The 22,096-nt window shown below is 52.8% G+C and carries 21 protein-coding genes and 2 pseudogenes; 10 read left to right on the top strand and 13 right to left on the bottom strand.

Annotated features, from left to right (window positions below; all coding sequences use genetic code 11):
• Positions 1 to 154 precede the first annotated feature (154 nt).
• Positions 155 to 538, bottom strand: a complete 384-nt coding sequence (locus ONV78_RS28365; protein WP_279507893.1) for a hypothetical protein — start codon at positions 536 to 538, stop codon at positions 155 to 157.
• A gap of 186 nt (positions 539 to 724) precedes the next feature.
• On the opposite strand from ONV78_RS28365, the gene ONV78_RS28360 reads away from it, so the two are divergent.
• Positions 725 to 964, top strand: coding sequence for a hypothetical protein (locus tag ONV78_RS28360; RefSeq protein WP_279507892.1), 240 nt, complete (start codon positions 725 to 727; stop codon positions 962 to 964).
• Between the two features lie 55 nt (positions 965 to 1,019).
• Here the strand turns inward: ONV78_RS28360 and ONV78_RS28355 are convergent.
• Together ONV78_RS28355 and ONV78_RS28350 are read right to left on the bottom strand one after the other, a co-directional pair.
• Positions 1,020 to 2,795 (bottom strand): annotated as a pseudogene (locus ONV78_RS28355) (collagenase).
• Between the two features lie 242 nt (positions 2,796 to 3,037).
• Positions 3,038 to 3,619, bottom strand: a pseudogene (locus ONV78_RS28350) (NAD(P)H-dependent oxidoreductase).
• 254 nt (positions 3,620 to 3,873) lie between these two features.
• Between ONV78_RS28350 and lexA the strand changes: the two are divergent.
• Positions 3,874 to 4,476 (top strand): transcriptional repressor LexA, encoded by a 603-nt coding sequence (gene lexA / locus ONV78_RS28345; protein WP_347815435.1) that lies wholly within the window; start codon positions 3,874 to 3,876, stop codon positions 4,474 to 4,476.
• A 45-nt stretch (positions 4,477 to 4,521) separates the two neighbouring features.
• Here lexA and ONV78_RS28340 read toward each other — a convergent pair whose 3' ends face one another.
• Positions 4,522 to 4,767: a hypothetical protein gene (locus ONV78_RS28340; protein ID WP_011395969.1), complete on the bottom strand. Its 246-nt coding sequence runs from the start codon at positions 4,765 to 4,767 to the stop codon at positions 4,522 to 4,524.
• A 158-nt stretch (positions 4,768 to 4,925) separates the two neighbouring features.
• Positions 4,926 to 5,384, bottom strand: coding sequence for a DUF6586 family protein (locus ONV78_RS28335; protein WP_279507891.1), 459 nt, complete (start codon positions 5,382 to 5,384; stop codon positions 4,926 to 4,928).
• Positions 5,385 to 5,938: 554 nt separating this feature from the next.
• Here ONV78_RS28335 and ONV78_RS28330 point away from each other — a divergent pair.
• On the top strand, positions 5,939 to 7,147 hold the full coding sequence (locus ONV78_RS28330; RefSeq protein WP_279507890.1) for a DUF1329 domain-containing protein: 1,209 nt from the start codon (positions 5,939 to 5,941) through the stop codon (positions 7,145 to 7,147).
• A gap of 101 nt (positions 7,148 to 7,248) precedes the next feature.
• Here the strand turns inward: ONV78_RS28330 and htpG are convergent, their stop codons facing one another.
• The gene (htpG, locus tag ONV78_RS28325; RefSeq protein ID WP_279507889.1) at positions 7,249 to 9,174 is read right to left on the bottom strand and encodes a molecular chaperone HtpG; all 1,926 of its coding nucleotides are present in this window, start codon (positions 9,172 to 9,174) and stop codon (positions 7,249 to 7,251) included.
• Between the two features lie 171 nt (positions 9,175 to 9,345).
• On the opposite strand from htpG, the gene ONV78_RS28320 reads away from it, so the two are divergent.
• On the top strand, positions 9,346 to 9,531 hold the full coding sequence (locus tag ONV78_RS28320) for a hypothetical protein (protein ID WP_279507888.1): 186 nt from the start codon (positions 9,346 to 9,348) through the stop codon (positions 9,529 to 9,531).
• 13 nt (positions 9,532 to 9,544) lie between these two features.
• Here ONV78_RS28320 and ONV78_RS28315 read toward each other — a convergent pair whose 3' ends face one another.
• From ONV78_RS28315 to ONV78_RS28305, 3 genes are all read right to left on the bottom strand, one after another.
• On the bottom strand, positions 9,545 to 10,240 hold the full coding sequence (locus tag ONV78_RS28315; RefSeq protein WP_279507887.1) for a TIGR01621 family pseudouridine synthase: 696 nt from the start codon (positions 10,238 to 10,240) through the stop codon (positions 9,545 to 9,547).
• A gap of 162 nt (positions 10,241 to 10,402) precedes the next feature.
• Positions 10,403 to 10,744, bottom strand: coding sequence for a DUF3135 domain-containing protein (locus tag ONV78_RS28310; protein ID WP_041598539.1), 342 nt, complete (start codon positions 10,742 to 10,744; stop codon positions 10,403 to 10,405).
• Between the two features lie 465 nt (positions 10,745 to 11,209).
• Positions 11,210 to 13,168 carry an AarF/ABC1/UbiB kinase family protein gene (locus ONV78_RS28305; protein WP_279507886.1) on the bottom strand — a complete coding sequence of 653 codons (1,959 nt, stop codon included), beginning with the start codon at positions 13,166 to 13,168 and terminating at the stop codon, positions 11,210 to 11,212.
• Between the two features lie 299 nt (positions 13,169 to 13,467).
• Here ONV78_RS28305 and ONV78_RS28300 point away from each other — a divergent pair, with 299 nt between their 5' ends.
• Entirely contained in the window at positions 13,468 to 14,244 is a 777-nt protein-coding gene (locus ONV78_RS28300) for an SDR family oxidoreductase (RefSeq protein ID WP_216737341.1), read from the top strand.
• A gap of 11 nt (positions 14,245 to 14,255) precedes the next feature.
• Here the strand turns inward: ONV78_RS28300 and ONV78_RS28295 are convergent, their stop codons facing one another.
• On the bottom strand, positions 14,256 to 15,545 hold the full coding sequence (locus tag ONV78_RS28295) for an MFS transporter (RefSeq protein WP_279507885.1): 1,290 nt from the start codon (positions 15,543 to 15,545) through the stop codon (positions 14,256 to 14,258).
• 87 nt (positions 15,546 to 15,632) lie between these two features.
• Between ONV78_RS28295 and ONV78_RS28290 the strand changes: the two genes are divergently transcribed.
• The 3 genes from ONV78_RS28290 (at position 15,633) to ONV78_RS28280 (ending at position 17,865) form a co-directional block, all read left to right on the top strand.
• Complete coding sequence (locus ONV78_RS28290) at positions 15,633 to 16,139, top strand: cupin domain-containing protein (RefSeq protein WP_279507884.1); 507 nt, start codon at positions 15,633 to 15,635, stop codon at positions 16,137 to 16,139.
• Positions 16,140 to 16,266: 127 nt separating this feature from the next.
• Positions 16,267 to 16,833 carry a hydrolase gene (locus ONV78_RS28285; protein WP_279507883.1) on the top strand — a complete coding sequence of 189 codons (567 nt, stop codon included), beginning with the start codon at positions 16,267 to 16,269 and terminating at the stop codon, positions 16,831 to 16,833.
• A 138-nt stretch (positions 16,834 to 16,971) separates the two neighbouring features.
• Positions 16,972 to 17,865 carry a D-hexose-6-phosphate mutarotase gene (locus tag ONV78_RS28280; RefSeq protein ID WP_279507881.1) on the top strand — a complete coding sequence of 298 codons (894 nt, stop codon included), beginning with the start codon at positions 16,972 to 16,974 and terminating at the stop codon, positions 17,863 to 17,865.
• 1 nt (position 17,866) lies between these two features.
• Here ONV78_RS28280 and ONV78_RS28275 read toward each other — a convergent pair whose 3' ends face one another.
• On the bottom strand, positions 17,867 to 18,469 hold the full coding sequence (locus ONV78_RS28275) for a hypothetical protein (RefSeq protein WP_216737335.1): 603 nt from the start codon (positions 18,467 to 18,469) through the stop codon (positions 17,867 to 17,869).
• A gap of 205 nt (positions 18,470 to 18,674) precedes the next feature.
• Between ONV78_RS28275 and ONV78_RS28270 the strand changes: the two genes are divergently transcribed.
• Positions 18,675 to 19,523, top strand: coding sequence for an HDOD domain-containing protein (locus tag ONV78_RS28270; protein ID WP_279507880.1), 849 nt, complete (start codon positions 18,675 to 18,677; stop codon positions 19,521 to 19,523).
• On the top strand, positions 19,520 to 20,920 hold the full coding sequence (gene sthA / locus ONV78_RS28265; RefSeq protein WP_279507879.1) for a Si-specific NAD(P)(+) transhydrogenase: 1,401 nt from the start codon (positions 19,520 to 19,522) through the stop codon (positions 20,918 to 20,920). The genes ONV78_RS28270 and sthA overlap by 4 nt, the downstream gene beginning before the upstream one ends.
• Positions 20,921 to 20,943: 23 nt before the next feature.
• On the opposite strand, the gene ONV78_RS28260 is transcribed toward sthA, so the two are convergent.
• On the bottom strand, positions 20,944 to 21,186 hold the full coding sequence (locus ONV78_RS28260; protein ID WP_279507878.1) for a DUF2164 domain-containing protein: 243 nt from the start codon (positions 21,184 to 21,186) through the stop codon (positions 20,944 to 20,946).
• A gap of 19 nt (positions 21,187 to 21,205) precedes the next feature.
• Positions 21,206 to 22,093, bottom strand: coding sequence for a DMT family transporter (locus ONV78_RS28255; protein WP_216737331.1), 888 nt, complete (start codon positions 22,091 to 22,093; stop codon positions 21,206 to 21,208).
• Positions 22,094 to 22,096 lie beyond the last annotated feature (3 nt).

Genomic DNA, 22,096 nt, shown 5'->3' with positions numbered 1-22,096 from the left:
CTCTTCAAAGTTTATTTTGGCATCCAGAACTTAAATATATTATGGCTTAGTGATCGGATACTTATTTACGGGTTAGTAACTAAGTATCTCTAACAACCAAGCAGATACACAGAATTACCTACAGGATCCATAACAAATAGAGTGCGCCTATATCTCAATCCATGTCCATCGTTTTAAACCCCATCTCCTGCAATCTATTTAAGATACAAGAATAGGCATACTTTCTTGATTCAAACTCAAAGCGGGTATGCTTTTTATCAAAAAACTCAACCCAAGGCGGGGATGACAGAAGACCTCGTCTACCTATATAGCCTATTTCAAACTCATTACAATAACCACACTCTTTTAGATTGATGCTCATTTCAATGCCTTTTGAGTTAATATATTTAATAGCACCACTAGATACACATAGTATTTGAGTTGTATGGCTCGCACCAAAGAACGCACTCTCTCTTCCTGTTGGCGTATAGACTACATCAGCTGGACGACGTAGCCTTTCCAAAATAGAACTAGATGTTTGATCGGTGTGCTTTGTCATAATTATCCCGAACGAAGGTTATGAGGTTGCTTTATCATAGAGCTTTTCATCACCAAGGCCCCTTTACATATGGCCTAGGCCATACCCCCTCTTGCTCCGTCATAACAAGACAAATACCATTTCCTTCCAAAAATACAATTACACTAGCCCTTAGGGCATCATTGAACACAGGTTTAAGGAGTAACAGTGAATCAGACATCCCCTTCGCAGAAGGTCGTTAACGACTTATTCCGCATCGCGGAGTTGCTGCGCTATACCGAACAGATAACCCCTTACGGGTATGCTTGGCTGATGGAGTTCTGCGCAAATATAGAAGCCAAAGAGGATGAGCAACAATTTGACGCAGCCATCCCCTCAATTCAGTCAATGACCGATATCACCCCAGAGCCTTCTACGGCAGCTCAGTTATCCCGCCGAAACGGCTAACGAAATTTACAAGCACGGATTTATTAATCAATACGCCAGGGATTTGGCTTTTACTTTAAACGCCAGAGGCGACCTGAAGCTCCTTTTTGATCGTCGTCATCCACTCTGCAAAATCCGCATCCAAGAATTTCGCCTCATCTTTCAACCAGTCCTGGTAATCCTCGTAGCGCCCTTGCCGGAACCACTTCACCAATCGTTCAACATCGTCTGGACGTTGTTCGAACATATACCGCACCGCCCAATAACCCCAATGATAAATACGTGACTCATCGCTCTTGTAGTTGGAGTGTATGATATCTGAGAAACGCACCATTTCTGACAAAGCCGCTTCTTCTGCATCTGGATAGTGATCCTGTAAGGCAATGTATTCGGCGACGCCTTCGGCCCACCAAACATTATCTTCAACGTACTCCGACTCCAAACCATACATGGTGAATCACCCGTCCAGATAATGCACAAACTCATGATCCAGATTCAGTATCTGATGAGAGTCTGAGACCTCTTCTGACTGATAAGCCAGCACTCGCGCCTGATTAGCTTCATCAAAAGGATCGCCCTCATAGAAAACGCCACCAGCGGTCACTGCATCGGAATCAAACAATAGCCAGCCCAAGTCAACGAATGTGTCTGAATCCTTAAATATGATCATTTCCAGAGTGTCGTTCTGATCCTCAGCAACGGGCTCTCGATTACTGTTCAGCATCTGGTGAAAGATATCTTCGCGCCGAGACAAAGCTTCACAGGCGGAGTCAAACTGCTCCTCCGTCATGGATTGAGCCCTTATTCTGACCGTCTCGCCACACATGCGCTCTCGGCGCAAAATAACAGTCTCGACGCGCTTTCTATAATCGCAAGCGTTGTAAAGCCTGCAGTTCGACTTATCGTAGTAATCCACTGAGCCAGCCAGAATGCTCCACACATTCGCTGTGTCACGACTCAGGTCATATCTGTTAATCAGGTTACGTATGAAGTGGCCTGTATCATCCCGTATCGTTTTATACTGCAGAAAGCGCCCGAGCTCTTTGACGGCATTCATCAATAGATACTCCCGGCTGCCTACCAACCACGAATCTTTATCAACAATGAAGCGATAAAGCGCGTTGGGAATCTGCGCATCATGAGAGGCGATGTCGACAAAGGCGTCATTGTCATGGCCTTTATAGTAGATATTGAAAAGCTCGTTTAACGCTAAATCATAACGCTCATTGGCGTCGGTCAGCGGGCCCAGTTTCTCTAACCAGGCGACGGACTCATTGACAACCGCTCCCTGACTATCAGAACTGTTTACCAGTTTAAAAGACAGCTCCGTCAATCGCGCGCGATCTGCTCCAATGGCGCCTTGCAGAGCATTATTGGTCACTTGAACGACGACTACCGCAACCTGTTTCTGCAACGCCTTTCCATATAGCTTCTTCTTACGCGGGCGGTTTCTTTCCAGCACATATCCCACATGCAGATATTGAATGAGGTTCGTCAGTTCATAGATATTATCGTCTTGAAAATAAGATGATTCTGAAGTGGCCGCTTGCGCCACGACTGACATGTTGGCTTCCGAGAATATATTGAGAAGAGCTTGTTCCTCCATGAAGACCAAGTCCCTCACACAATAATGATCCATTCCCCATATGGCCAGAACAAATTCGTCACCCGAGAGCCCCGAAAGACCATTCAAATAGCAGTCAGGCTTACTCTCTTCCTTGTAGTATGATTCGTCCTCTTTTGCTCGACTGTATGCCGGCAGCGGTGGAGGCAATTCTGATAACTTTTCCGGCTGCTCCGAGTTGTGTCGAAAATACTTAAAAAGCTCCCCACCGCCCTTTGACCATGTCATTGCGCTGACAGTGAGAATAAGAAAGACAACGCCAACCACAAAGGGGGCTCTAAACCATCTGTTCGCTGGCGCCATGACGATTCCTGAAGAGATTTACAACTGATATGAAAAGTACGCTGCGGATCATGAGCTTTACCGCACGGGCCATGAAGATATACCGATAGAAGTTATCGGTCTGTCTAAGAAAAGCATCAAATTGTATCAAAGCCACCAAGCAGATAAGGCAATGACTAAACCAAAGGCTATATCGCTTTACCGCCGTACCTGCGCATTCTATCCAGCCAGTGTTTTCGGGACCGCGAATCAGAATCCTCCACCGCGCCAATCAGCGACGCCTGGACCGGCGAAACGCCACAAATACCCAAGATATTACGTTTTAGACTTTTTAAACTATGCGAACGATAAAACCAGCGATAGACAAACGCAGGCATCCCCATCGTTACGACAATACGCGCTCTGCGCCCTTTCAATAGCCTTTTGGGCCACTTATCGCCACCGCTTACAGCAAACCCCGGCCGCAGCGTCTGCTCCAGGAATGCTTTTAATATCGCAGGAAGATCTCCCATCCATAGCGGATAAACAATAAACAGACATTCGGCCCATTGGATTTCTTTCTGCGCAGCGATAATCGATTCCGGCGGCGGTTGTTCTTCAAACTCCTGCTTTGAACGCAACTAGGGAAAATTCATTGTCGCCACCGCCAGCCTACGCACCTCATGCCCCGCCGCCTCCGCGCCGTCTGCATACGCGTCAGCCAAGGCATGACAATACCGGCCTCCCCGTGGATCAGGGTGTCCCTGAATAATCAAAATACGCGAACCCATAGGCTGCTCCCTGAGAGACTAACCATCTGTTTTATATTTTTCTCGATTAACCAAGACGGGCATTTGTTGCTGATCAATATTCAACAGCTTTACTTGATAAGCGGTCCGCCATGAGAGTTTTCATCTTAAACCTCAGTCACTTAGACATTTTTTCTTTACTTGCCCAATCCATTACTGTATACATAAACAGACATGGATAAACATATAGTATACACAGAATTTTATCAGACCTTTTAGGGTCCCCGGAGGGTGGAGTGATTAAGCTAACCAAGCGCCAGGAGCAGGTTTTACAACTGATTCGCGAGCATATTGAGGAAACGGGTTATCCACCTACCCGGGCGGAAATTTCCAATCGTCTGGGGTTTCGCTCCGCTAACGCTGCGGAAGAGCACCTGAAAGCTCTGGCGAAGAAAGGCGCTATCGAGATGGTTCCCGGCGCCTCTCGCGGCATCAGGTTGCCAGCGACGGAAACGCAAAATCAGGGGATTCCAATTGTCGGTCAGGTTGCAGCGGGCTACCCCATTCTGGCCCAGGAAAATATTGAAGAGTATTGCGAACTGCCTCCATCCTTCTTTACTCCTTCCGCCGATTATTTTCTTCGTGTCAAAGGCATGAGCATGAAGGACGTGGGAATACTCGACGGTGATTTACTGGCGGTGCATCGCACGACCGATATCCACAACGGGCAAATTGTGGTTGCGCGTATTGGCGATGAAGTGACCGTAAAGCGCTTTCAGCGTCAAAAAAACAAAGTGCTTTTATTGCCGGAAAACGAAGAGTTTGAGCCAATTGAAGTGAATCTGTCACAACAACCGCTGGACATCGAAGGACTGGGCGTCGGCGTTATTCGCCGCTAACAGGGAACGAAGCGCCGACTGCCCTTGTATGGGCAGCCGGGGCCTTTAGTGTACGGTTTTCGGCTTTTCTTCCGCCTCAGACTGACGAATCGCCTCTTCCCGCATATCTCCTACCAATTTAATCGCCGCATTAATCATTGCATGCGCAACAGCTGCGTCATTTTCCGCCAGATATGCCTTGGCTTCCTGACCGAAGCTGATTTTCACCAAATGTTCGCTTCCGCCTCCCATGGGTTGCAAAGCGAAATCGCCATTCGGCAATTGAACAATTTCAAAGAAGCTTGATGCCATTTCCAAATCTCCTACTCGTAAGTTCTCACTGAAATGTTTTCCATCGTCCCAACACCCGGGAGCGAACAAATCAGAAAACTAGCCACAGGCGCCTCATTCATTTTCCTAAGCTGTTATCAGTCGAGGCCTGAGAGGGTTTCTTTCATTCAAGCTTACCTCTACCACTCAAAACTGTGCTCTCTCATCTCGTTGATGAACGCCTGCATGGACTCCAGTATCACCACTAACTCCATCACATATGGAGCTGACGTGGCGGCGATAATATTTTCATTTTGCGGCGTTTCATTTTTTCGGGGGCGAGATATTTCCCCAAATTGTTTCAGCAGTTGAGCCAGCCAGGAATCGGGTTGAGCCGCCGCCAGCTTCATGCTGATTACTTCTGGCGATTCAACTTCCAACTGTCCTTCCAAGTCAGCGAGCGTCTCAATTTTAACTTTGATGCGACGCTGCTCCGCAAGCTCATTCAAGAAGCCGACATATGCCTGCTGCAGAAAACGCAAAGCCGCCCGTCCGGCGCATTGCTTTTCCGCCACCGTTGAGGGTGCATCCCTCCACTGCAACTGCAGCTTGGCGAAAAACAGGTTTTCATTAACATAAGTCAGCCACTTATCGGACATACCTTAACTCATCAACAATTGCTCTTTGTTAGTGTATAGGTTTTTAACCATAAGTTCTTTAATAAAAAATTCCCCTCCGGACTATTTCCTGAGGCGCAATTCCGATTCGTTTAGACGCCTAAATTTCCTACCATTGCCACCTAAATCCGACTCAGGTTTCCGTAAAAATGGCGACAATCTATCAGCAGCCCCTTTCTCATAGCTTAGCACCCGATCCTCAGGCTCGCCCCTTACACAAGTTAACGTTCAGCAGCAACCCGCCATAAACGCTAACAAAGGCGCTAGTGAGAAAACTAGAATAATATTTTAGACTGCTATAATTTTGTCCAGGGAGAGAAAGTAAGGGAACTGTCTGTTACTTCTAGAAAGAGAGTGAGAAAGACATGGCTTATAGCCGTAACGCAAGAAAAAATATAAATAACGCACTGGTATTACTCGTATTTTCACTAATCGCGCAAAACGCCCCAGCTAAGGCGCCGCCAGATCAGGTTGCACGTTTGGACCGGGATCTCACGCCGCTTGGCGCCGAGAGGGCTGGTAGCGAAGGGGGTGAAGTGCCCTCTTGGGATGGAGGCATTAAGCAGCCGCCTGCGAATTACAATCCAGACAAATGGCATGCTGACCCTTTCGATGCGGACGTTCCACGCTTCATCATTAACGCCAGCAATGCACAGGATTATTCAGACAAACTGACCGAAGGCCACAAGGCTCTGCTGCAGAAGTATCCAAGCGATTACATTCTGAAAGTGTATCCCAGCCGCCGCAGCGCGTCTTACCCTGACCACGTCTACGCAGCCCTTAAGCAGAACGCCGCGAAAGCGGAACTAATGCCTCGTGGAACAGGCGTTAAAGGATCGCTGATCACCAGTCCATTTCCGATCCCCAATCAGGGAGTGGAGATTATCTGGAACCATATCCTGCGCTACCGGGGTGAAGAGGCTTCATTTCGTTCTTCGTTCGCCGCCACACTTCCAGACGGTTCTTACACGCCGGTGACAACCGACTATGAGTATTTCTTTGTGTATGCTCAGCAGCACAATCGCCCGGAAGACATCGATAACAAAATCTTCTATCTCAAGACGGAGGTCGTCGCTCCCGCCAAGCTCGCAGGAACCATGAACCTGGTGCATGAGACGCTGGATCAGATTCGCTCTCCCAGACAGTCCTGGCGCTATCAGGCCGGTGAACGTCGCCTGCGACGCTCCCCTAATCTGGCTTACGACGCCGAGGCCCCAAATAGCGAAGGGCTGCGAACTACCGACCAGATTGATATGTACAACGGGGCGCCGGACCAATATGAATGGACGCTGATCGCCAAGAAGGTCATGTATGTGCCTTACAACGCTTACCAGTTGCACTCCAGCAACCTGCGCATGAACGATATCGTGCGTCCCGGCCACATCAATCAAGAGCATGCTCGCTACGAAGCACACCGGGTGTGGGTGGTGGAAGGCATCCTGCGCGAAGGGCTGGGTCACATCTATCACAAGCGCCGCATGTACTTTGATGAGGACTCCTGGCAACTGCTGGTTGCGGAGGATTATGACGATAAAGGTGAACGGTGGCGCGTATCGGAAGCCCACTTGGTGAATTACTACGAGGTGAAAGCTCCCTGGACCACACTGGAGGTTATTTACGACCTGAAGTCAGGGCGTTATTTCGTCGACGGTTTGGATAACGAAGAAAGGCCTCGCGACTTTGCGCCCGGGCTGAGAGATAGCGACTTCTCAACTTCCGCGGTACGCCGCGCCGCCAGACGCTAATTGTTTTCCATTAGACACCTTTAGCCCATCTTTCTCCCACTAAAAAAGGCCGCTGTTTAAGCGGCCTTTCTCTTACTGCAACTTAGACAGCTATACGAGGCTTAGCCCGCGTTAGAAAGCTCAAGCAGCAGTTTATTCAGACGGCTTACGTAACCGGCAGGATCTTTCAGGTTCTCGCCGCCAGCCAGTCGCGCCTGATCAAACAACACCCAAGTCAGATCTTCGAAACGCGCGCCCTGCTCTTCACCCAGTTTTTTCACCAGGGGATGCTCAGGGTTGATCTCGAAGGTCGGTTTGTTCTCAGGCAACGCCTGGCCCGCCGCTTCCATGATGCGACGCATCTGCACGCCCATATCGTAAGCGCCGACCACCAGACAGGCGGGAGAGTCAGTCAAGCGGTGAGTCACGCGCACTTCTTCCACGTAATCTTTCAACACTTCCTTCAAGCGGTTCAGCAAAGGCTCCGCCTCTTTGGAAACCTCTTCCTGCTTCTGTTTCTCTTCTTTGTCTTCCACTTCGCCCAGGTCCAATTCGCCTTTGGCGATATCCTGGAAGTGCTTGCCGTCGAACTCGTTGAGATGGCTCATCAGCCACTCGTCAATGCGGTCATGCATCACGAGCACTTCAATGCCCTTCTTGCGGAAAATCTCAAGGTGCGGGCTCTTCACGCCAGCGCTGTAGGATTCGGCAGTAATGTAGTAAATCTTATCCTGCCCCTGCTTCATACGGCTGACATAGTCTTCCAAAGACTGTGTCTGCTTGTCGTCGTCCTGGTGCGTGCTGGAGAAGCGCATCAACTTGGCGATTTTCTCGCGGTTAGCGAAGTCTTCAGCCGGACCTTCTTTCAATACACGACCAAACTCATTCCAGAAAGTCTGGTATTTTTCCGCATCGTCAGCAGCCAGTTTGGACAGCATGTCCAACACGCGCTTGGTCAGCGCGGAGCGCATGCTTTCCACCGCCTTGTCGTTCTGCAGAATTTCCCGCGATACGTTCAGGGACAGATCGTTAGTGTCCACGACGCCTTTCACGAAACGCAGATACAGTGGCAGGAACTGCTCAGCGTCATCCATGATGAAAACACGCTGGATGTATAGCTTCAGCCCACGTGGCGCTTCGCGATTCCACAAGTCATAGGGCGCTTTTGCGGGAACATACAGCAGACTGGTGTAGTCCAGCTTGCCTTCCACGCGGTTATGCGCCCAGAGCACTGGGTCACTGAAGTCGTGAGCAATGTGTTTGTAGAACTCTTTATAGTCTTCGTCTTTGATCTCGTTGCGAGGCAAGGTCCAGAGTGCGGTCGCTTCGTTAACCGATTCAAATTCAGGCGCGGATTCCGCCTTCTCTTTGCCTTCTTCCTCTTCCCCAACGTCCATATTTTCTTTGATCATTTCAACCGGGAAGGAAATATGGTCGGAGTACTTTTTCACCAGACTGCGCAAGCGCCAGCCGTTAGCGAACTCTTTCTCTTCTTCTTTCAAGTGCAACACAATACGCGTGCCGCGCTCTTCTTTGGTCACGGTTTCAATGGAGAAGTCGCCTTCTCCTCTGGACTCCCAGCGCACCCCTTCTTCAGGTTTCATGCCTGCGCGGCGAGTATAAACCTCAACCTTGTCGGCAACGATAAAGGCGCTGTAGAAGCCGACGCCGAACTGCCCGATCAAACGTGAGTCCTGTTTTTGGTCGCCGGTCAGACTGGAAAGAAATTCCGCCGTACCGGATTTGGCGATAGTGCCCAGGTTCGTCACCACTTCATCACGGCTCATGCCGATACCGTTGTCCGATAAAGTAATGGTCTGCGCTTTCTCATCAAACTCCAGGCGAACTTTGAGGTCGTTGTCGCCTTCGTAGAGGTCTTCTTTGCTCAACGCCTGAAAGCGTAACTTATCCAAGGCGTCCGACGCGTTGGATACCAGTTCGCGAAGGAATATTTCCTTGTTGCTGTAGAGCGAGTGAATCATCAGGTGAAGCAATTGCTTCACTTCAGCCTGAAAGCCTAAGGTTTGTTTTTCTGTTGCAGTCGTCATCGGTCGACAAACTCCTGGCGTAAGTCCGTATCGGAAACAAGTGAAATAATATTGATTGCAGGCCGGCGATTTATCCGGCGCTTGTGGCCAGAAAGTGGGGGCGAATATGGATATTTCAACCGTTTCGGAGCTATGCTCACATTTTCATGACTAACAAATGCGAGAAACCCCGTGGGAGATGTCGTTCCATTCAAAAGGCCGTCCCTGAAGAAGAAAGCCAAAGGTAAGACCTTGTGTCGCAACGGCTTTCACAAATGGGAGATCAGTAAGGAAAAGCAATTCGACGTAAAATCAGGCAAGCTGGTGACGGTTTACCGTTGCGCCCGCTGCGGCGAACAGAAGGTGCTGGCGTTGTAACGACGCCGAATGCTCAGCGCCCCGGCCAGGGCAGATCCCAAGGAGACGCCCACTCCTCCTCCAATAAGTCGCGCATCGTCTCGGACACAAACAGCTCCCCGGTCTGCGGTGGACGGATGATCGCCAAGCGCTCCCCTTTATAACTGAAACGCACGCCATAAGCGTGCAAGTAAGTGCGGTCAAAATCTCTGGCCGCCTTTCCCGCATATAATTCGTCCCCGGCGATGGGCGCGGAGATACTTTTCAACGCAACGCGAATCTGATGCGTTTTCCCCGTTAATGGACGCACGATAAACGCCCTGACGCCGGGCATTAGGGTGTGGCTGAAGAATTGGGTGACTGCGGGATTTTCGCGCCCCTGAGTTAATTTCCAAGCGCCCGCGCGCGCCTTCTCCATATCGCCGATGATTTTACCCTGCTTTTTTTGCGGCTTTTGCCCAGACAGAGCTATGTAAAATTTCTCAACTTGGCGGGCGCTGAACTGTTCGGTCAATTCGCGAGCTAGCGCTGGTGTTTTCGGCAGCAATAATAATCCAGACGTCACTTTATCAAGGCGATGCACAGGATAGACGCGGACGCCTAAGGCGTCCGCCACACTGGAGCAAAGGCCCTGCACACCGTCTTCATCATGAAAAGAGATTCCTGGCGCTTTATCAACGACCAGCAGGTCATCGTAGTCGGCGACTATTTGAAAAGAGGATGCATTCACCGTTTCACTCCACATCGGCCAGCAGGTGGAGCGGCAGTTTACCCCAGGTGTTTTCAATGCACGAGTGGAGACCGCCGAAACCGGTTAAAACATATTATTACGGCGTTGCGATCAATTAACGCCGAGAAGGCAATCCATTGCGGGAGAGAGAAGCGCCTGGGATCAGGCTCGACTGCGATAGTCTTCGAGAGAGATAACTTCGGCATTGGAAACCGGGGCGGCTTCCGCCTCAGCCAAGGCAAAGTCATAACGCTCGTTCAAACAGTAACGCAGCTCCGCCAGGGACTCATGCATTAACTGACTGATCTTGATGCATGCCGCCAAGGGGGTCTTGGCTCTGGCGCGGGTCATATCGACCTTGAACTGAAGTCCGCGCAGCTTGCGCTGACAGTCAGTCCGGGCGGAGGTGATGATGTACTCCACCATCTCTTCTCTTAGCGCTTCCAATGCTTCAGGCCTTTGTTTGGCCATTTCAAGCAATTCATCAAAATGTGGAAGTTCCATTCTAAGCTCTCTTACTACACTACAGCCTGATTCGGCTTTCATACTACCCAGCGGCTTTTTGTTACTACTCAGCAGCCACCTGCTGAAAAGCGATAGGCTCTTAAGCTTCAAGCTGGTCTCACCCAGCGCTCAAGACATGGACCCAACCAGAAAAGCCACACCTTATTTTGTTCAATTTTTAACCATATTCAGATAGTACAAGTCTGCTTTTGACCTGTACACATAAAATGCATTCTAACAGAAAAAAATGGCATGTTACATTGTGTAAAATTAGTTATACCTGTGTAAATAAAAGGCTTTATATACAAGCCGGTTAGCATAACAAGCTAAGGTTAGCAGGTAGATAAACAACCTAAGTGGTCTAGGAAAGATGGGTAAAAAGGCAGGCGCCTGTTAGCAAAAATGTGAGGCGAGACACACTTAAAGACTCGCCCTCAGTGCTGTTTGAGGCGTCATATGGGGCGCTCAGACTCGGCTGATCAGTCCCCGCAAGTTCTTCAACCGGGTTTGCACACGGTCACGAACCAGGCGATAGGGAAACAAAGTCACGCCGAATCCCAGATCCATAAATAACTGAGCGCGCGGCGCCTGCTCGTACATGCTCAGATAAGCGCCCGCCATAGCGGTGATGGAACGGCTCAGGTGCAGGTAGTCGCTTTGAACGATAATTCCCAGTTGGTAGGTATTGGATAGCAGATGCATCACCGTCTGCAAACGACGCTGAACGCCTGTCACGCCCTCTTTGTACAACTGCGTCAAAGCATGAACGCCCAGTGGCGTGACCCCCTTCTTCTTCAGTGTTTCCGTCAAGGCGGCGTGTATAAACTCCCTGCGGCGGCGGTTATCTTCCGGGTGCGTGCTCATTTCGATCAATGCGTGGGTCAGGCGCTCCACATCCGCCGTCAGAGCTCCATAGACATAGTCCCAGACCAACGGCCACTTGCCCCGCATATCCACCACGTTGCCCCAGTCAATCAGAAACAGGCGACCTTCAGGCGTCACCATGATATTGCCCGGATGTAAATCACCGTGAAACTCTTGATACACTAGGACGTGCTGCAAAATGGTGAATAGAAAGCGCTCCGCGACTTTCCGGCGCAGGTCTTCTTTTTCCTGTCCCGCCACTTCCCGTAAGAGACGATCCACTGACAGCGCCGTCTCTAGGTATTCCATCTCAATAATGCGCCCTGTGGCGGAGTATATTTGCGGTACGGACCAACTGTCGCTGTCCTGAGAGCGACGATAAAAACGTTTTTGTATCGCCGCCTCGTCCTCGAAGTTCAGCTCTTGCTCGAACCCTCGCGTGAATTCTTTAACCTGACGGGACATCGCCTCCAAAAACGGCAACAGTTTGGTATGAGGCGCCCAGTATTGACTGGATATCAACATCAACTCCAAAGCCAGCGCGCCCATCTGAAATTCCCGCTCAAGATTGTGCCTGGACACCTTCACGACAATCGGAACCAGCATTTCGACGCCATCCCGGCGCACGGGTTTCTTCGCTACATATACCGAACCAATGGAGCCTGAACGCAAGGGATTAGCGACATCAAAACCGAAATATATCTCCCCGGGAAGCTTGCCGTAGCATTCCAGAAACGCCTGGTTCACTTCCTCCGCCGTCATTGGCTGCACGTCTTCCTGAAACACTTTCAGCTCAGTGGCGATTTCTTCCGGCAGGAACTCCGCATTCGCAGCGGCTACCTGGGCCATTTTGATAAACAAAGGGCCGAACTCGCGCACCATTTTCGCCACGATCTGCGCCTGCCCGGCGAAATCACGCGGATCGGTTTGTAAGAAAGGCTTGATATAACGGATAGCGCGGATCTGCCGCCGCAAAATCGCCAGATCGCTGCGCAACACTCTCGCCTTTTGCGCCATTTCGCCGATAGCGAGGTTATTCACATGTCGCAAGTGTTTGATGCGATTGATGAGCTCCACCAGCAACGGCTCATAGGCGCGCAACACGGAGCGGATAATATCCAGGTTGAGCTCCACCAGTCCTTTCAACTCCGGCGCGCTGATCAACTCATGGAAGAACTGCCAGAACTCATTGACGATAGCCTCGGGGATCTCCACCGGGCTCCGCGACACGGTCTGTTTGACCAGAAACTGAATCAGACCTTCAGTCGTCTCTTCATTGGGAATCAGTTTGTACTTGCGCAGATACCCGGTCAGGGCCTTGGATTGTTCAGAGATGGGGTGCTGGTAGAGGGCTTCGAATAACAGATCCAGCTCGTGGGCCAGTTGTTCTCTGTCAATGAGGTCGTCGCTGAGGATCAACTGGCCGATGGGAAGGAAGGATTTCGGCAGTTTTACCGTACTGACCGCAAACTGGCCAGCCCCCCGCAACACCCGGTCAGTTCGTTGCTTTAAAACCGGAAAGTTAATCTCGATGAACTTCTTTGGGTCCGATTCACTCATGTGGGCGCCAGAGCCTGATGCTGTCCATAGGTTGTTTATGAAGTCCGACAAGCTCCAAGCTTATCAATATCATTCGAGGCAAAAAAGCAGTCTAGCACTTATCCACAGGGCGAATAGATAAAGTTTGATGGAGTTGGCCAAATTGAAAATGACCAGCGGTCATTTATATTGATAGACTGCTATTCGGTGCTTTGTGGGCGTGTAAAAACAGCCCACAGCCTCGCAACAAGACTCACGCTTTCATCAAGGTCACGCAGGAATCTGGCAAACACACATAACACAAGACAGGGGTTGGAATTATGAGCGCGAAAACTGTATTGATCACGGGCGCCTCCTCCGGCATTGGCCTGGCGCTGGCGCGGGTATTCGCCCGCAATGGCTGGAATCTGGCCCTGGTCGCAAGACGCAGCGACAATCTGGAGCGTCTGGCCGCAGAGCTGAAAGAGAAATATGCCACCGACAGCCAGTGTATCGGCTTCGACCTGACCGCTGATAACGCCGCGCGAGCGCTGTACGACGAAGTGCGTTTTCGCAACGTGCGGATAGACTGTCTGGTGAACAATGCGGGACGAGGATATTTTGGCTCGTTCATCGAACGCGACTATCAGCTGGAAGAGGAAACCATCTACCTCAACGTGACCGTGCTCACCTCGCTCTGCAAACTGTTTGGGCGCGACATGGTGGAGCAAGGCGGCGGTCGCATCCTGAACATCGCTTCCATCGCCGGTTTTATGCCGGGCCCCAATTTCGCGGTATACCACGCCACCAAAGCTTATGTGCTATCGCTATCAAGGGCGATTCACGCCGAGCTCAAATCACAGGGCGTCACTGTCACCGCATCCTGCCCTGGACCCACGGAAACCGAGTTTTTCGACAAGGCGGGAACCGGCGTACTGAAAGCGATGGAGTACATCCGCCGCATGCCAGCGGAAAAAGTGGCGGAGCAGGCTTACGAAGCGACGCTGAAAGGCAAACCCGTCGTGGTGCATGGAATGCTCAACAAGATGATGGTGGAGTCACCGCGTCTGGTTCCGAAAAGCTGGGTTGCGCCTGTCGTGAAGAGCCTGATGCGATAATTAAAGGCCCGTTATTCAGCGGGAGCCTCTTTCAATCTGCGCCATTCTCTGACCGCGTCCGGGTCCATGCGGAAGTAATGCAGGACCTGAGACGCCACCAACAGACTGATCACCCCGGCAGCGATAAACAGCCCGTCATAACCCAGCATTTTGGCGACGAAGCCGCTGAATACCCCCGCCGCGCCGGAAACAATCACCTGAATGCAGGCTTGCAGCGTAAAGTCAGCGCCTTCATGTTCTTTGCGGCAGTAATACATCATCATGGCGAACAAGGCGACATTCGCCATGCTGTCGACTATCTGTTCGAAAATGGCGACCGCCAACACAACCGGCATGTCCGTCGCGCCGCCGCTAACGATGGAATACATCGCTAACGCCAGGGCCTGCAGCAGAGAAAGCGACACCAGGCAAATCCTGGGACCAAAGCGGTCATAAAAACCACCGCCAGCGAAAACCGCCGCCACACCCACCAACGAGGACAACAACGTCACCACGCCCACGTCCGAGAGCGACATGCCCTTATCCACCAGCATGGGTTTAATCATGCCGGAGGCCAGACTGTCCGGCATCTTGAACAACAGGAGCACCGCCACCCAGTAGATCATGCCGGGTTGGCGCAGGAAAGACAGATAGGTGTTGAGAATCAGCGCCAGACTCACCGGGGATTTACTTTCCCCTTCCCGAAGGTTTTCGTCAGAGCCGGGCGTCTCGCCCAAAGGACGCTCATCGAACAGCATTATAGGAATCAGACAACAAACCAGAATCGCCGCCATACTGTAAAGGCTCAAGCCCCAGCCTATCTTATCGATGGCCATCAAAAGCAAACTGGCGCTGACGATCATACCCACTTTGTAGCCGCCGACCTGGAGCGCATTCCCCCACCCGCGCATAGGCGGCGGCAGCAGTTTCACCGCCAGCCCATCCGTCGCAATATCCTGAGTCGCCGCGCCAAAGTTCAGACACACCAGAATCAGCATGAAAAGCAGAATCCCCCAGGCGCCAAGGTGACCCGGATGCATCGTTCCCAACCACAGCAATAACCCGCTGACCACGCCAATGGCCGTAATGATCCAACCTTTGTGCAGCCCCAGCTGGAACAAATTGTAGCGATCCACCCAAGGCGCCCATAAAAACTTCAGCACCCATGGGAACGCCAGCATTTTGATCAAGCCGATATACTCCAACGGAACGCCATGCTCCCGCAGCACGGGAGGAATCACATGCACCATCAAACCAGCGGGAAAACCCTCAGCAAAATAGAGACTTAACAAAAGAACAGAATGAAAGGGCGTAAAGCGCATGGGTGACTAATATCGCGGTATATAAAATGAATAGGCGGACTTTATGCCTACACTGATAAAAGTCAACCAATCTCAACAGGAGCTCCCATGACATCGGACGTTTCACCATCCATTCAGCAGCTTGTTGATCAATTGCAGTTGTCGCCGCACCCTGAGGGAGGGTTTTATCGGCGGATTTTCGCTGCGCCTTTTGTTGTTTCCACTCCCCATGGCGAGCGTCCGAGCGCGACGTTGATTTACTATTTATTACCCCTGGGCGCCTTTTCTCAGTGGCACCGATTGCGTCATGACGAGATCTGGCTTCATCTTGGGGGAGACCGTATTCAGATTCACGCTATTGCGCCGGATGGGGCGCTGGTCACACAGACCATAGGCCCTGACGGCGGCAGAGACGCGCATGTGCCGAGGATGCGCTGGCTCGCCGCGGAGCCGGAGCCTGGGCCTGCGGGATATGCGTTGGTGAGCTGCATCGTTTCCCCCGGGTTCGACTTCGCTGATTTTGAAATGGGCGATGCGGATGAATTGACTCTCCTTTATCCCAAACACTTCGATCTTATCCTGCGCCTCAGCCGAAGCGGCTCCCAGGGGGGCTAAACCCGGATGCCCCCAGCGCGGGCAAGGGATATACTCCTATCATGAGGCCGTGAATTTTATCTCGGCATTCAGCACTGCGTCCGCACTGCGTCCGCACTACGTCCGTACCGATTTCCAAGAAAGGAGAATGACTATCATGACCGCCGCCTACCAATGGCTTGAAGCGAAAGACTGCGTACTGGTTCTGGTGGATATCCAGGGCAAACTCGCTCAGCTCATGCACGAGAAAGAAAAACTGTTCTCTCAGTTGCAACGCATGATCAAAGGCGCTTTGTTGTTTGATATTCCAATACTATGGATGGAACAACTACCAGAAAAGCTCGGCCCCACCATTCCAGAAATCACCGAGTTGCTCCCGGACCTGCGCCCAATCCCCAAGCATGCGTTCAGCTGCTACGGCGAGCCCCGCTTCGTGGAAGCGTTGCAAAAGAGCGGCAGAAAGCGGGTGTTGCTGACGGGCATTGAAAGCCATGTGTGCGTCTATCAATCCGCCTATCATTTGATTGAGGCTGGATATGACGTCACCCTGATCAACGACGCCATATCCTCCCGTGATCCCGCCAATCGTGAGCTGGGTTTGCAGCGCATGCAGGCGTTGGGGGCGACGCCGTCCAGCGTGGAAATGGTCCTGTTTGAACTGCAGAAAGAAGCCGCTGGCGAACGCTTCAAACCGATGGCGCAATTATTCAAGTAACGCGCGTCGGCTTACCGATCAGAGACGTCTATCTCTCTGATGACAAAGCAGATTAAACTGACGATTATAAAAAGACGACTCAGCAGGCGGCGCGCCCGGTGTTAAGCGCTCCGCTTCCTATTAGAGGTGGTGATTGATATGAGCCAGAACCATGACGCAGGGATGTACGACTCGGTGACAATTAAACACGTCGACGGCCTTGATCTGATTGAAATTGAGCGCCCTGAGTGCTCCGCCAGCCTGACCCTGCAGGGCGGCCAGTTAATCAGCTATGCTCCCCACGGCGAACATCCCGTTTTATGGCGCAACCCAGACGTGGCCTATCAGAAAGGGGAAGCCGTACGTCAGGGAATCCCCATTTGCTGGCCCTGGTTCGCCTTTCTGGAGCGCAATGCAGACCCCGTGCGCAACAGTTTTCCAATACAGGAAGCCCCCGCTCACGGTGTGGCGCGCAATGCGTTATGGCGCCTGTTGAGCATTTCTGAAGATGAAACCAGCACCACCATCGCTTTTGAGCTAAGCGCCGATCCCTTGGGCCTGAAGGCGGTGGTCACCTACCGGCTGGGGGCGGTGATGAAAATGGAGCTGCAGTCATTCAATCTGTCAGATCAGCCCAAGCACTTGAGTTGCGCCCTGCATACCTATTTCGCCGTGTCGGATATCCAGCAGGTCAGCGTGCTGGACCTGGACGACCTACCCTACATCGACTCGCTGCGCGGGTGGAGCCTGCATAAGCAGGACGGCCCTCTGCACATCACAGAGGAAGTGGATCGCATTTACTACGATACGCCAGCGATACTGCGCATTCATGATAAAAAGTGGGAGCGTTTCATCGTCCTGGAATCCGCCGATAGCCGTTCCGCTGTGGTATGGAATCCCTGGACTGAGAAGAGTAAACGTCTATCCCAGTTCTCGCCGGACAGCTACAAACAGATGCTGTGCGTGGAGACCGGGAAGCTGCTGAACGACTATATCGAGTTGGAGCCGGGCCAGAGCCATACACTGGATCTGACCCTGTCATCCCGTCGTTAGATCAGGGCGTGACCGTATCCGCGCCTTGCGGATGCAGGTTCTTTGAATAGCTCATCGCCTGGAACGCCAGCTCAAAGCTGGCTTCCAGCTCGTCTTTCTGGCTGAGGAAGTACTTACACTCGGTTTCCACATCGCCTTCCTTCAACTCGTTCTGGAACTCCCATTTGAACTTCCAGTACGCGTCTTCAGCGTTGTATTTGCGGTCAGGGTGGTTATCCATTTTCCTGACGATGGCGACCAGGTTAGCGCGCTCGCCTTCAATACCACACAGATCATAGGCGGCGGAGGCCAGGGCCAGGGCTTTCACGGATTCATTGAACAGGTTGTCCACCGCAGATAGCACCGCATCGGACTCGCGCTTGATCTGCTCAGCCAGCGCCTGAATCTGCTGGCGTTCCGCCGACGCATCTTCTCCATTACGCACTTTGACTTCCAGCTGAGTCAGCACCTGTTCACTCATATTTTCACGGGAAGTTTTGCCGTCGGAAAAAGACTTGGAGATTTTCTGCAGATCCTGACTGGCCTTTTCCCTCTCTTGCTTGGAAGCCGTCATCAGCGCCTCGAATCTGCTTCCGTCGCCATTGTCCGTTGAACATCCAGCCATACCGCCAGCCATAGTGAAAGTAAGGAGGATCATTATGAAACGAAGCACAGGCATCCATCACCTTTATAATTAAAAACAGAAGCATACATAATCGGACACAGCAAGCAAATAATCCATCCGGCCCCTGGACGGGGTTCATTTCCAAGCGCAATCGGCCACGCATAGTCTACACTGAAAAATAAATAAAACATGGAGTTAGTCACCCGTGCCAGATACCCATTCCTCCGCTGATCCATTGACCCGGGAGCTGGATTCCCGTATCCAGGCGGGCAACCTGGATATCCCGATGCTGCCGGAAGTGGCGCAGAAAGTGATCGCCATCACCAACAACCCTGACTCCAGCGCGTCCGAGCTGGTCAAGGTGATTCAGGGGGATCAGGCTCTGGCGGCGCGGGTGATGCGTATCGCCAACTCCGCCGCATACTCTCCCAACGCCTCCATTGTGTCCTTGCAACAGGCCATCGCCCGCCTCGGCATGGTGTCGATTCGCGACATCGCCCTGGCCGCCTCCATCAACGCCCGTATGTTCAAGGCTCCCGGCTACGAAGATCGCATCGGAGCTATGTGGCGCCACGCCCTGGCCACTGCGCTATGGTGCAAGGAAATCGCCCGGCGCGCGCGGATGAATGTGGAGGCGGCGTTCCTGTGCGGGTTGCTGCACTCGGTGGGCAAACCCATCATGTTGCAGGAAACCCTGGACGTAGCTGGGGCGGAAGAGCTGCAGCCGGAGCTGGACCTGCTGCTGGAGATCGTCGACGAACTGCATCTGGACGCCGCCCGTTTGGCGTTAGAGCACTGGCGCATGCCGGAACTGATCATCGACGCAGTGACGCATCAAGACGACTACCAGGAAGCAGGCAACGGCAAGGATCAGGCGAAATTAATCCGCGCCGGCAAACAGTTCGCCTCCCACTTCCTGTTTAATGAACCGGACAAAGATACCTTGCTGGCCTTACCCGCCATGGCGGATTTGAACCTGTATCCGGATGAGGTGGCTGAGCTGTATGAACAGTCCGACACCGTGAATCAGGGGCTGGAGGCCATGCGCGCATGAGCGACTTCGACATTATCGTCATCGGCAGCGGCCCCGCCGGCCAGAAAGCGGCGGTGCAGGCGTCCAAGGCCGGCAAACGGGTCGCCCTGATCGAGCGCGACGCCCTGCTCGGCGGCGCCTGCGTCCATCGCGGCACCATCCCCAGCAAAACGCTGCGTGAGAACGCACTGCGCGTAAACAACATGCGCAAAAACGCCGCCTTGTTTCGCTTCAAGCTCAGTGAAGATCTGGAAATGGCGACACTGATCGACCGCCTTGATGACGTCATGAAGTCCCATGACGAATACATGCGCCGACAGATCGACCGCAACGCCATCAAGCGCATTCACGGCCGCGCCCGGTTTCTGAGTCCGAATGAAGTGGAGGTGACCTCCGTCCGAGGCGAAAAGCAGGTGCTGGCCACGGATTATGTGGTCATCGCCACCGGTTCCTTCCCTCGTAAACCGGATCAGGTGCCGATCGATCATGAGAACATCTTCGACAGCGATTCCGTGCTGTCTATGTTGTATCTGCCCAAAAGTCTGGCGGTGCTGGGCGGCGGCGTTATCGCCAGTGAATACGCCTCCATATTTCAGGCGTTGGGCGTGCGCGTCATTATGATTGACCGCTATCCCCGTCCGCTGGGCTTCCTCGACAAGGATCTGACCGATAACTTCGTCAACGCCTTCCAGGACATGGGCGGCGTGTGGATGGGGAGCAGCGTGGTGAAACGGGTATATTTCGATGGCGTTAACGACGTAATCACCGAACTGGAGGATGGCCGCACCATCATCACCCAGAAATTACTGTGCGCCGCCGGCAGAGTGGCCAACGTCAATGATCTAGATATCGATAACGCAGGCCTGGAGCTGGACGAACGCGGCGTGATTCCTGTGGACGGTCAATTACGCACCCGGGTGCCGAATATCTTCGCCGCCGGCGATGTTATCGGTCCGCCGTCGCTGGCCTCCGCGTCCATGGAACAAGGCCGCCGCGCCGCCTGCAACGCCATCGGGCTGGAAGTGGGCAGCATGCCGGAGATGATTCCCGTGGGCATCTATGGGGTGCCGGAGTTGTCTTCCGTGGGCATGAGCGAACAGGAAGCGCGCAAAGCGCATGGTCAGATCATCGTGGGACGGGCGCCCTTTGCGGAAATCGCCCGCGGCCATATTTCCGGCAATCAGGACGGCATGTTGAAACTGGTGTGCGACGCCGAAGGACGTCGTCTATTGGGCGTACAAATCGTTGGCGAGGAAGCCACCGAACTCATACACATCGGACAAATGGCGCTGCTCTCCAAGTCCGACGTGGATATTTTCGTGGAGAGTATCTTCAACTTCCCCACTCTGGCGGAAGCCTACCGGGTGGCGGCGCTGGCGGTCATCGGTCAGCGCGCTCGCCGCAACAGCGTCTACTAAAGAACTCCCCGCGGACGGTCCGATCAATCCGCGGGCGCCTGTTGCAGCTCATACAGCGCATCGCTGATGCTTTCCACCTGCATGCGAATGATATTTTCCGCTTCGTCCAGGGCTTTGTTGTAGGCCCGCGGACCGATTTCCCGCACGAAGAAGTCGATAAGAAATTCCGCCTGAAAACCGCCAATCTCCTGATCCAGCTCACTGGCGAAGTAGTCTTTCACTTTCGCAACCAGTTGCTGTTTTTCATCCCGGGTCATTTCAATCATTCGTGGTCTCTCCTCTGTCTCAGCGCATCAATCCCTTAAACGCCACGCGCACCGCGCGCCAGCGGTTGATCAATAGCGCAGAGAATATCAGGAAACAGCCCAGCATCTGCATGCCGGACATGGTTTCTCCCAACCATAACAAAGCCATCAGGGTGGTGAACACCGGCTCCATGGTCATGATCACCGCCGCATGGCTGACGGGCGTCAGGCTCTGCGCAAAGGTCTGTAAAAAGAAACGCAGGCTGGTGGCGATGACGGCGCTGGCGGCCACCCATCCCCAGATGCCGGCGCTGACCTGCTGAGGCCACTCTTCCAGCGCCAGGGACAGTCCCGAGGCCGTGACGCCGACGGTCAATAGCTGCACGGTGGTCAGAGCGATGACCGGCACTTTCGCAGACATGTGGGTATTCAAGGTGAAGTTGAGCGAAAACAGCACCGCAGAGGCAAGAAAAAACAACTGTCCCAATCCAGGATGCAGGCCATTGCGCAATGACAGCAACGCCAGCCCGCAAGTAGCGACAGGTAACGCCAGCCAGGTGGCGAGCGCCAGTTTTTCCCCGAAGATAACGCGAGACACCAAAGGCGCCAGCACCATGGCCAGACTGGTGATGAAGGCCCCTTCCCCCACATGGTCACCGTAAAACAGCCCGGAGATCCACAGACACATGGCCGCGGCGAACAACACGCCGGTAGACAGTGCGATCCGTAACTGCTTCGCGGACAGCGACATCAGCGCGCGCCGCCCCACCGCCGCCAGGATCACACCGGCGCAGAAAAAGCGTATACCGATGAACAACAAAGGCGGCAACCCGGCCAGCGCTTCCTTGGAGAAGATCCAACCGGCGGCGGCCAAAAGAGTAACCAACAACAGCAAGACATCCGCTTTTAAGTGACTGGACTGCGACACAGG

Origin of the sequence: Hahella sp. CR1 (genome assembly GCF_029813005.1) — a bacterium.
GTDB lineage: Bacteria > Pseudomonadota > Gammaproteobacteria > Pseudomonadales > Oleiphilaceae > Hahella.
This window is presented reverse-complemented; position numbering and strand designations above follow the sequence as displayed.

Excerpts from the sequence above, each read along its gene's own strand:
- ONV78_RS28260 (WP_279507878.1), bottom strand. The coding sequence starts at position 21,186 with ATGATTGAAATGACCCGGGATGAAAAACAGCAACTGGTTGCGAAAGTG.
- ONV78_RS28300 (WP_216737341.1), top strand. The coding sequence starts at position 13,468 with ATGAGCGCGAAAACTGTATTGATCACGGGCGCCTCCTCCGGCATTGGC.
- ONV78_RS28275 (WP_216737335.1), bottom strand. The coding sequence starts at position 18,469 with ATGGCTGGATGTTCAACGGACAATGGCGACGGAAGCAGATTCGAGGCG.
- sthA (WP_279507879.1), top strand. The coding sequence starts at position 19,520 with ATGAGCGACTTCGACATTATCGTCATCGGCAGCGGCCCCGCCGGCCAG.
- ONV78_RS28295 (WP_279507885.1), bottom strand. The coding sequence starts at position 15,545 with ATGCGCTTTACGCCCTTTCATTCTGTTCTTTTGTTAAGTCTCTATTTT.
- ONV78_RS28310 (WP_041598539.1), bottom strand. The coding sequence starts at position 10,744 with ATGGAACTTCCACATTTTGATGAATTGCTTGAAATGGCCAAACAAAGG.
- ONV78_RS28340 (WP_011395969.1), bottom strand. The coding sequence starts at position 4,767 with ATGGCATCAAGCTTCTTTGAAATTGTTCAATTGCCGAATGGCGATTTC.
- htpG (WP_279507889.1), bottom strand. The coding sequence starts at position 9,174 with ATGACGACTGCAACAGAAAAACAAACCTTAGGCTTTCAGGCTGAAGTG.
- ONV78_RS28285 (WP_279507883.1), top strand. The coding sequence starts at position 16,267 with ATGACTATCATGACCGCCGCCTACCAATGGCTTGAAGCGAAAGACTGC.
- ONV78_RS28305 (WP_279507886.1), bottom strand. The coding sequence starts at position 13,168 with ATGAGTGAATCGGACCCAAAGAAGTTCATCGAGATTAACTTTCCGGTT.
- ONV78_RS28280 (WP_279507881.1), top strand. The coding sequence starts at position 16,972 with ATGAGCCAGAACCATGACGCAGGGATGTACGACTCGGTGACAATTAAA.
- ONV78_RS28290 (WP_279507884.1), top strand. The coding sequence starts at position 15,633 with ATGACATCGGACGTTTCACCATCCATTCAGCAGCTTGTTGATCAATTG.
- ONV78_RS28335 (WP_279507891.1), bottom strand. The coding sequence starts at position 5,384 with ATGTCCGATAAGTGGCTGACTTATGTTAATGAAAACCTGTTTTTCGCC.
- ONV78_RS28365 (WP_279507893.1), bottom strand. The coding sequence starts at position 538 with ATGACAAAGCACACCGATCAAACATCTAGTTCTATTTTGGAAAGGCTA.